Source organism: Sphingopyxis sp. (genome assembly GCF_035250425.1).
Taxonomy (GTDB): Bacteria; Pseudomonadota; Alphaproteobacteria; order Sphingomonadales; family Sphingomonadaceae; genus Sphingopyxis.
In genome coordinates this window covers 1-9822 of sequence record NZ_DATFFD010000269.1, presented here as the reverse complement: position 1 = coordinate 9822, position 9822 = coordinate 1, and the positions used below count along the sequence as shown (strand labels likewise).

The following is a 9822-nucleotide window of genomic DNA, read 5'->3' as shown; positions in this document are numbered from 1 at the left end:
CATTGCAGCTTTGCTCGCCTTTCTGGCGCTGACGACATCGGTCGAAGGGGTTGGGGAAACCATCGCCTACGTCGTGGCGGCATATCTGGTGATCACGTCGATCATCGGGGCGTGCCTCGTCTACAAGGTCCTCGACGTTAACACCTGCGACCATGGTGGCACCTATCATAGCGGCGAAGACCCCTTCGACGGGCGCGGCGGCGACTAAGCGACCAATTACTTCACGCGGTCAGGGCTGAGAACAGCGGAAAGCGGCTTGGCAGTGCCAGCCGCGGGCACCTTGTTCGGCACGAACTGGCCGCCCTTGTCGACTTGAATTGACCTCAAACTGGCAAGGATAACAAAAAGGCCCCGGATCACTCCGGGGCCTTCTCGTTTTCAGCTGGTCGCGTGGCGATTAGTCGTCGTCGCGGTTGAGGAATGCAGGAGCGAACTCGGGCGCGGGGCCGTCGTCGCCACCCTGGCGCTCAGGGCGCGGGCCCCGCTCGCCACGATTGTCACCACGGTCGCCACGTCCCTCACCACGAGGTCCACGATCACCACGGTCACGGCGCGGGCCACGGTCGTCGCGTCCGCGCCCGTCGCGGCGCGGGCCCCGGTCGCCACGGTCACCGCGCGGTTCGCGTGGCTCGCGGGGCGGACGGGTGTCTTCCAGCTCGGCACCGGTTTCCTGATCGACGACGCGCATCGACAGGCGAACCTTGCCGCGCGGATCGATCTCGAGAACCTTGACCTTGACTTCCTGGCCTTCGCTGAGGACGTCCGAGACCTTCTCGACACGCTCGTTGGCGATTTCGCTGACGTGGACGAGACCGTCCTTGCCGCCCATGAAATTCACGAACGCACCGAAATCGACGAGGTTGACGACCTTGCCGTCATAGATCTTGCCGACTTCGGCTTCCTCGACAATGCCCGAAATCCACTTGCGCGCGGCTTCGATCTGCTCGGGATCGCTCGACGAGATCTTGATCAGGCCTTCGTCGTCGATGTCGACCTTGGCGCCGGTGGTCGCGACGATCTCGCGGATCACCTTGCCGCCGGTGCCGATGATGTCGCGGATCTTCGACTTGTCGATCTGCATCGTCTCGATACGCGGCGCATGCGCCGACAGCTCGGTGCGGGCTTCGCCCAGCGCCTTCGCCATTTCGCCGAGGATGTGCGCGCGGCCTTCCTTCGCCTGGTTCAGAGCGGCCTCAAAGATCTCGCGCGTGATGCCCGCGATCTTGATGTCCATCTGCATCGTGGTGATGCCTTCGGACGTGCCCGCCACCTTGAAGTCCATGTCGCCGAGATGATCTTCGTCACCAAGGATGTCCGACAGGATCGCGAAATCCTTGCCTTCGAGGATCAGGCCCATCGCGATACCCGAAACCGGACGCTTGAGCGGAACGCCGGCGTCCATCATCGCGAGCGAACCGCCGCAAACCGACGCCATCGACGACGAGCCGTTCGACTCGGTGATGTCGCTGGTGATGCGGATCGTATAGGGGAACTCGTCCTTCGTCGGCAGCACCGCGTGCAGCGCGCGCCATGCGAGCTTGCCATGGCCGATGTCGCGGCGGCTGGGCGCCCCGAAACGACCGACTTCACCGACCGAATAGGGCGGGAAGTTATAGTGCAGCATGAAGTTCGAGTAGCTGAGGCCGTTGAGGCCGTCGATCATCTGCTCGCTGTCCTTGGTGCCCAGGGTGCAGGTCGCGATCGTCTGCGTCTCGCCGCGCGTGAACAGCGCCGAGCCATGCGCGCGGGGCAGGAAGTGCGTTTCGGCAAGGATGGGACGAATCTGCGTCGTCGTGCGGCCGTCGATGCGCTTGCCGTCCTTGAGGATGGCGCCGCGAACGATTTCGGCTTCGAGCTTCTTCATCAGCTTGCCGGCGGCCATCTGGTCCTGCGGCGCGGCGTCGGCGAATGCTTCCTTCGCCTTGGCGCGGGCTTCGTTAAGCGCGTTCGAGCGAGCCGACTTGTCGGTCAGCTTGTACGCGGCGGCGATGTCCTTGCCGATCAGCTTCTTGAGCTTGTCCTTGGCGGCGGTCAGGTCGGCCTGTTCGGCCATGTCCCAGGGATCCTTGGCAGCCTGTTCGGCCAGCTTCACGATCGCCTTGACGACGTCCTTGCACGCATCGTGCGCGAACAGCACCGCGCCGAGCATGATCTCTTCCGACAGCTCATTGGCTTCGGATTCGACCATCATCACGGCGTCGTAGGTCGCGGCGACAACGAGGTCGAGATCGCCTTCGGCAACCTGTGCGTCGGTCGGGTTCAGGATATACTCGCCATCGACATAACCCACGCGCGCGGCGCCGATCGGGCCCATGAAGGGCACGCCCGAGATGGTGAGCGCGGCCGAGGCCGCGACCATCGCGAGGATGTCGGGCTCATTATGACCGTCATAGCTCAGAACCTGGGCAATAACGTTGATTTCGTTGTAGAAACCTTCGGGGAACAGCGGACGGATCGGACGATCGGTCAAACGCGAAACCAAAGTTTCCTTTTCGGTCGCGCCGCGCTCGCGCTTGAAGAAGCCGCCGGGGATGCGGCCTGCGCCCGAATATTTTTCCTGATAGTGGACGGTGAGCGGGAAGAAATCCTGCCCTTCCTTGACCGTCTTGGCGGCGGTGACCGCGGCGAGAACCATCGTTTCGCCGAGCGTCGCGACAACCGCGCCGTCGGCCTGGCGGGCAACCTTGCCCGTTTCGAGGGTCAGCGTTTCACCGCCCCACTCGATCGATACTTTTTTCACGTCAAACATGGAGTTTCCTTCGCCCGCCGAGCCCAATGCCGGGCGGGGCCTCTAGTTCCGGGCAATCCGGCCCGGGGCGGTGTAGGGCGTCTGTCTGCCCCTATGGCGGTCCCGCCGGATGCGGGAGCGGCCCTGTGGTCCGGCGAATTTGCACGAGACCAATATGACAGCGGCCCCGGAAGTCCGGGGCCGCCAGAAATTCTTATTTGCGGAGACCCAGCTTCGCGATGAGAGCCGAATAGCGACCCTCGTCCTTCTTCTTCAGATAGTCGAGGAGGCTGCGACGCTTGTTGACCATCATCAGAAGGCCGCGGCGGCTGTGGTTATCCTTGTGGTGCGCCTTGAAGTGGGCGGTCAGCGTGTTGATGCGGTCGGTCAGGATTGCGACCTGCACTTCCGGCGAACCGGTATCGCCCTTTGCGCGGGCGTTGTCGTTGATCACTTCGGTTTTGCGCTCGGCGGTAATCGACATAATCTTTTTTCCTCGAACATCTTGCTTAAAGATTGAAGCCGCGGATGACCTTCAGCGTTCCCGCCAAAGCCCCGATCAGGGCAACGGGACGCATATCGCTGTCCCTTCCCCAATAGAGCCCGTCATCCGTAGCTACCCCGGTCCAGACGCGACCCTGACGGATCGCCCCTGCCGCTTCCGGGGAAAGGTTCAGAGCCGGGATGTCGACCAGCCCTGCCTCGAGCGGCAGAAATACTTCTGATTGCGCGGCGCCTTGGCCGAATGCGTTCAATTTGTCCAGCGAAATCGCCTGTGACAGGTCGAACGGCCCGGCCTTCGTGCGGCGGAGCATGGTGACGTGACCGACGGTGCCGACGGCGTGCGCGATATCGCGCGCCAGGCTGCGGATATAAGTGCCCTTCGAGACGTGCGCGGTGAGGGTGATTTCCTGAAGCCCCTCCCCTCGTTCGTCACCCCGGACTTGATCGGGGGTCCATTCTTCCGTTGCCGCGATGGATGCCGGATCAAGTCCGGCATGACGAAGCGAATGGATCATCACGCTGCGCGCCTTCATCTCGACCGTTTCGCCCTTGCGCGCGAGATCATAAGCCCGTTGCCCGTCAATCTTGATCGCCGAATAAGCCGGCGGCACCTGTTCGATCGGGCCGGTGAAGCGCGGTAGCACCGCCTCGATTTCAGCTAGCGTCGGCCGCACGTCGCTCGTCGCCACCACTTCGCCTTCGGCATCGAGCCCGTCTGTTTGGGTTCCGAACCGCACGGTAAAGTCGTAAATCTTGCTCGCATCGAGCATCCGGCCGCAGAGTTTCGTCGCCTCACCCAGCGCGATGGGCAGCACCCCCGACGCGAGCGGGTCGAGCGTGCCGCCATGGCCGACCTTGACCTTGCCCAGCCCCGCCTCGCGGCACACGCGTTTCACCGCGCCCACCGCCTGCGTCGAGCCGAGGCCGACAGGTTTGTCGAGGATGATCCAGCCGTTCATCCCGCGCCGCTAGGGCGCAGGTCAAAGACTGTCAATTTTGCGCGGCCTTTTCGGCTTCACGCGCGGCCTTGCGCTCGGCCTTCGACGGCGGCGGCGCCGAGGTAACAAAGGACGAGAGCTGGCAGCGCTCGCCGCGGACGATGATCGACGCGAATTTGTCGAGCCGCCCGGCACCGCGCGTTTCGACGCCGATCGCGTGCGCGAAATCGACATCGCGGCAGATGCCGGCGAAGCTGCCATAATACCATTCGCCGCGGCGGCCCTCGATCCAGATGCCGCGGTCGCGGTCGGCCTGCCAGTTGCGGATCGTGCCGTCGCTGGGGAAGACGATGCTCGATTCGACACCGAGCGCGCGCGGTTCCGTGACGGGCTCATTGGCCGCCGCCGCAGAAAGGGGAAGCAGCATGGCGGCCAGGGAGAGTGCGAGATTCTTCATGGCGAGTCGTTTAGCAGGGAGAGCCTGAATGGGCGCTGACCCTGCTCCTCCCTGTCGCGAAGCGCTGACGGAGGGGTAATGGCGCCACGTCGCCACCCCTCCACAACCGCCTGCGGCGGCGGCCCCCCTCCCCATGCCTGCGGCACAGGGAGGATTATCTTTGCCATTCGTCGGCGAGCAACGACCAGAGGCCGGTGTCGCGGGTGTAGCCGGTCCAGGTGATGCGCTCCGACCGCAACACGCCGTCCTTGGTACAGCCGAGCTTGGCGACCGCGGCCTGACTGCGCTTGTTGCGCTCGTCGATGCGGAATTCGATGCGGCGGATACCGGCGGCGAAGGCGTGATCGAGCATCAGGCGCTTGACCCGGCTGTTGAAGCCGGTGCCGCGTGCATCAGGATGAATGAAGCTGTTGCCGATCTCGACCGTCTGCGCCGACCAGTCGAGGCGCAGCCAGGCGGTCATGCCGACGAGCATGTCGCCGTCCATGATCGCATAGGACATGCGGCCGGCGCCACCGGTCAGCGCGTCGAAGCTCTTGTCGAAATGCTCGGGGCCGAAGCTCGACGAATAGATCGGCCAGATATCGGTATCGGCGGCGCAGACGGCGCGCAGCGCCTCGCGGTGCGCCTCGGTCAGCTTGATCAGGCGGAGATCGCCGTCGGCGAGGTCGACATAGAGGCGGTCAAGCATTGGCGAGCGCCTCGGCGGCTTCGCGGCGTTTCGCCATGAAATGCCGCCGGCACATCGCGACATAGCGGTCGTTGCCGCCGATCTCGGTCTGCGCGCCCTCGACGACCGCACGGCCGCTTTCGTCGACGCGCAGGTTCATCGTCGCCTTGCGCCCGCATTCGCACACCGCCTTTAGCTCGACGAGCGCGTCGGCGATGCCGAGCAATGCCGCCGATCCGGGAAACAGCTCGGCCGAAAAATCGGTGCGCAGGCCATAGCAGAGCACCGGAATGCCCGCCTCGTCGGCAAGCCGCGCGAGACCCAGCACCTGCGCGCGCGTCAGGAATTGCGCCTCGTCGACAAGCACGCAGGCGAGCGGGCGCTCGGCGTTCTCCGCGTTCACCGCGGCCCAGAGGTCGCTGTCGGGGTCGAATTTATGCGCTTCGGCCATCAGCCCGATACGGCTCGTCACCTGCCCCGCGCCATATCGGTCGTCGAGCGCCGCGGTCCACAGCATCGTTTCCATGCCACGCTCGCGATAGTTGAAATCCGCCTGGAGCAGCGTCGTCGATTTGCCGGCGTTCATGCTGGCATAATAGAAATAGAGCTTGGCCATGCCGCCGCGATACCGCGTTCGCCGGCTTCCGCCAATCTTCAAAGCTTCGTCACCCCGGACTTGATCCGGGGTGACGAGTGGTTGGGCGCAACTTGACTCCCCTCCTTCCCCTGTCATGCTGCGCGCAAAAGATGCGGCATTTTGAGTGGGGAGAGCTACGATGCGCCTGATGCCGGTGACCGACGCGATGTTCCTGTGGGGGGAGAGCCGCGAGATGCCGATGCACATCGGCGGCATCAATCTCTATACTTTGCCCGACGGGGTCGACGAAACCGAATGGCTGAACGAACAGCTCGCGCTGCTCCGCCAGTCGGAAGGGCTGCGGCGGCCGTTCAGCGAGGTGCTGAAACTGACGCCGCTCGGTCAATATGGCCCGATCCGGCTCACCCCCGATCGCGACATCGACATGCACTATCACGTCCGCGCCGCCGCATTGCCGAAGCCCGGACGCTATCGCGAAATGTTCGAGCTTGCCTCGCGGCTCCATTCGGGGCTGCTCGACCGCACCCGGCCCTTGTGGGAAATAACGCTGATCTCGGGACTCCCGAACCGCCAGATCGCGACCTTCAAGAAAGTGCATCACGCGCTGATGGACGGCGCCGCGAGCATCCATTTCTATAATTCGATGCTGTCGGCGGACCCCAAGGAACGGCGCGGCGCCTCGCCGCTGTCGGTCGAGGCCTATGAAGCCTATAAGCGCCAGTTCCCGCCGCCCCAAAAGCCGGCGCGCCCGAACCTCACCGACATCAAGGCGATCGGCGATTTCCTGAAGGAGCAATGGGGCAATAGCGTCGGCGTGACCAAGGCGATGAACCAGTATCTCGCCGCGATGTTCGGCCTCGGCGGCGACGGCCTCGCGACGCCCTTTGCCGGGGTGCCGCGCACCAGCTTCAACCGCAACATCACCGGCGCGCGACGCTTCGTCGCGCAAAGCTGGTCGCTGGAGCGCATCCGCGCGCTGGGCAAGGCCTATGACGGGACGATCAACGACGCGGTACTCGGCATGTGCGCGGGCGCGATGCGCAAATATCTGCAATCGCTGAACGAACTGCCCGACAAGCCGCTGAAAGCCATGGCGCCGGTGTCGATCCGCCCCAAGGGCGACGTGGATTCGGGCAATTCGGTCGCGTCGGTGACCGCCAATCTCGCGACGCATATCGACGATCCCGCGACGCGCATGGCGATGATCCAGGAATCGATGAATTCGGCGAAGGCGCAGCTGCGCGCGATGACCGCGGCGCAGATTCAGCTCTATACCGCGATCACCAGCTTTCCGATGATGCTGACCGCGCTGACGCGCACCGCCGACAAATTCCCCGCCTATTCGGCGACGATCTCGAACGTCCCCGGACCGCGCGAGCAGATGTACTGGAACGGCGCGCGGCTCGACGGCATGTATCCCGCGAGCATTCCCGTCGACGGCATGGCGATGAACATCACCCAGGTGTCGAACTTCAAAAATATCGACTTCGGCATCACCGCCTGCCGGCGCAGCGTCCCGCATGCGCAGCGGATGATCGACTATCTGGAGGAAGCGCTGGTCGAGCTGGAGGAAGCAGCGGGGATCAAGAAGCAATCGTCGCCCCCGCGAAGGCGGGGGCCGCCGTCGGCATAGCGCAAGGTTGCAGGCGGCCTCCGCCTTCGCGGAGGCGACGGCCTTGTTCAGGCTTCTCCCTCGCCGCTCGCCAAATCCCGCGCTACCTTCGGGTCGCGCAGCAATTTATCGATATGGCTCGCCTCGTCGAAGCTTTCGTCCGACAGGAATTTCAGCTTCGCGGCATATTTCATGCTCATCTTTTCGGCGACGCTCTTTTGCAGCCAGGCGGTGTTGGTGCGCAGCGCCTTCAGCACCGCTTCCTCATTCTTGCCGAGCAGGGGTTTCACGAACACCGTCGCATGGCGCAGGTCGGGCGACATGCGCACCTCGGTGATGCTCACCGGATGCTTGGCCAAGAGCTCGTCATGCGCATCGCCGCGCGCGAGGATTTCGGAGAGAATATGGCGCACTTGTTCGCCGACGCGCAGGACGCGGACCGAGGGGCCGCCATTCTTTTTCAGGTCCTTTTCGGTTTTCATCGCCTAACCCTTTGCCTCTTCGTCCAGTTTCGCGATGATCCGCGCGATCGAGCGCATGTTGCGCGCGGTGCCCTTGTGCCCCAGCCGTCGTTCGATCAGCCGCGCGTGCAATTTGCTGTCGGCCGCGCCGTCGCCAAAGTCGATATAGAGCGCGCGGTCGCCGAGCGCGAGGCGCTCGTTGGGCCGGACGCGGTGGTCGGTCGCCAGCGCCTCGAACTGCTCCGCCGTCGGCTGGCCGTCGAGGAACATCGTATGGACGATGCGGTCCTCGTTCGTGCCCGCGAACGGATTGCCGGCGATCGCTGCGGCGAGCTCGTCGCGGTCGCGCACCAGTGCCGCGCAGGTCATGTCGAAACGGTCGTACACCATGATCGACAATTTCTCTTCGAGTCCGCGCGTCGGCCGCGCGTCATGGTCGAACAGCACATTGCCGCTCGCCACCACGGTTTCGACGTTGCTGAAACCCTCGGCCTCGAACGCCGAACGCAGGTCGGCCATCGTCAGCCGGTTGCCACCGACGTTGATGCTGCCGAACAATGCCACATAGCGAGCCATGCCGGCACCTCCTGATCCGCGCGGAGCGGACGCCCGTTAGAGCGTCCGTTCGCGCAGTTCGACTTCGAAGACTTCGAGGTGGTCGCCCGCCTTGATGTCGTTGGTGTCCGCCAGCACGACACCGCACTCAAGGCCGGCGCGCACTTCGGCGACATCGTCCTTGAAGCGGCGGAGCGACGAGATCGTCGTTGCCGAGACGATGACGTCGTCGCGCGTGAGACGGGCATGCAGCCCCTTGCGGATCGAGCCTTCGAGCACGAGCAGACCCGCGGCCTTGTCGCGCTTGCCGGCGGGGAAGACGTCCTTGACCTCGGCGCGGCCGACGACGGTTTCGATCCGTTCGGGACCCAGCTCGCCCGCCATTTCCTTCCTGATCTCATCGGTCAGGTGATAGATGACGTCATGATACATGAAGCGCACTTTTTCGCGCTTCGCGATATCGCGCGCCTTGGCGTTCGGACGGACGTTGAAGCCGATGATCGGCGCCTTGGTCGCCGCCGCCAGCGTCACGTCGCTCTCGGTGATCGCACCGGCGCCCGACTGGAGCACGCGGACGCGGATCTCGTCGGTCGACAGCTTGTTCAGCGCATTGACGATCGCTTCGACCGACCCCTGCACATCGCCCTTGATGATCACCGGGAACTGGATGACGTTCGCCTTGTCGGCGAGCGCCTCGAACATGCCTTCGAGGCTGACCGGCGCCTGGACGGTACGCTTGCGCGTCGCCTGTTCCTGACGATAGGCCGCGACTTCGCGGGCACGCGCTTCGTTCTCGACGACGGTGAGCGTGTCGCCCGCCATCGGAACGCCGCCCAGACCGAGCACTTCGACCGGCATCGACGGCGTCGCCGACTTGATCTGCTTGCCCTGATCGTCGATCAGCGCACGAACGCGGCCGCTTTCGGCGCCGCACACGAAGATGTCGCCGACCTTGAGCGTGCCGCGGCGGACGAGGATCGTCGCCACGGGGCCGCGGCCCTTGTCGAGCTTCGCCTCGACCACGGTGCCTTCGGCGGCGCGGTCGGGGTTGGCCTTGAGCTCCATGATTTCGGCCTGCACCGCGATCGCGTCGAGCAATTTGTCGAGACCGGTCTTCTTCAGCGCCGAGACTTCGACATTCTGCACGTCGCCGCCCATTTCCTCGACCACCAGCTCATGTTCGAGCAGACGTTCGCGGACGCGCTGCGGATTGGCGCCTTCCTTGTCGACCTTGTTGATCGCGACGATGATCGGCACGTTCGCCGCCTTCGCATGGTTGATCGCCTCGATCGACTGCGG

11 protein-coding genes are annotated in these 9822 nt (G+C 64.3%); 2 read left to right on the top strand and 9 right to left on the bottom strand.

Annotation, left to right across the window (positions count from 1 at the left end; translation table 11 throughout):
• Positions 1-208: DUF2892 domain-containing protein (locus VJ811_RS16235; protein WP_324074275.1), on the top strand; the 208-nt coding region annotated here is incomplete at its 5' end.
• Positions 209-397: 189 nt separating this feature from the next.
• On the opposite strand, the gene pnp is transcribed toward VJ811_RS16235, so the two are convergent.
• The 6 genes from pnp to VJ811_RS16205 form a co-directional block, all read right to left on the bottom strand.
• Entirely contained in the window at positions 398-2749 is a 2352-nt protein-coding gene (pnp, locus tag VJ811_RS16230; protein WP_324074273.1) for a polyribonucleotide nucleotidyltransferase, read from the bottom strand.
• Positions 2750-2942: 193 nt separating this feature from the next.
• Entirely contained in the window at positions 2943-3212 is a 270-nt protein-coding gene (rpsO, locus tag VJ811_RS16225) for a 30S ribosomal protein S15 (protein ID WP_324074271.1), read from the bottom strand.
• A gap of 25 nt (positions 3213-3237) precedes the next feature.
• The gene (gene truB, locus VJ811_RS16220; protein ID WP_324074270.1) at positions 3238-4191 is read right to left on the bottom strand and encodes a tRNA pseudouridine(55) synthase TruB; all 954 of its coding nucleotides are present in this window, start codon (positions 4189-4191) and stop codon (positions 3238-3240) included.
• Positions 4192-4222: 31 nt separating this feature from the next.
• The gene (locus tag VJ811_RS16215) at positions 4223-4627 is read right to left on the bottom strand and encodes a DUF6491 family protein (protein WP_324074268.1); all 405 of its coding nucleotides are present in this window, start codon (positions 4625-4627) and stop codon (positions 4223-4225) included.
• 154 nt (positions 4628-4781) lie between these two features.
• On the bottom strand, positions 4782-5318 hold the full coding sequence (locus tag VJ811_RS16210) for a GNAT family protein (protein ID WP_324074266.1): 537 nt from the start codon (positions 5316-5318) through the stop codon (positions 4782-4784).
• Complete coding sequence (locus VJ811_RS16205) at positions 5311-5913, bottom strand: thymidine kinase (RefSeq protein ID WP_324074264.1); 603 nt, start codon at positions 5911-5913, stop codon at positions 5311-5313. Before VJ811_RS16205 ends, VJ811_RS16210 begins: the two co-directional genes overlap by 8 nt.
• Before the next feature lie 160 nt (positions 5914-6073).
• Between VJ811_RS16205 and VJ811_RS16200 the strand changes: the two genes are divergently transcribed.
• Entirely contained in the window at positions 6074-7528 is a 1455-nt protein-coding gene (locus tag VJ811_RS16200; RefSeq protein ID WP_324074262.1) for a wax ester/triacylglycerol synthase family O-acyltransferase, read from the top strand.
• Positions 7529-7575: 47 nt separating this feature from the next.
• Here the strand turns inward: VJ811_RS16200 and rbfA are convergent, their stop codons facing one another.
• From rbfA to infB, 3 genes are all read right to left on the bottom strand, one after another.
• Positions 7576-7989 carry a 30S ribosome-binding factor RbfA gene (rbfA, locus tag VJ811_RS16195; protein ID WP_324074260.1) on the bottom strand — a complete coding sequence of 138 codons (414 nt, stop codon included), beginning with the start codon at positions 7987-7989 and terminating at the stop codon, positions 7576-7578.
• A gap of 3 nt (positions 7990-7992) precedes the next feature.
• The gene (locus VJ811_RS16190) at positions 7993-8544 is read right to left on the bottom strand and encodes a DUF1697 domain-containing protein (protein ID WP_324074258.1); all 552 of its coding nucleotides are present in this window, start codon (positions 8542-8544) and stop codon (positions 7993-7995) included.
• 36 nt (positions 8545-8580) lie between these two features.
• On the bottom strand, positions 8581-9822 hold a 1242-nt coding region (infB, locus tag VJ811_RS16185), incomplete at its 5' end, for a translation initiation factor IF-2 (protein ID WP_324074255.1).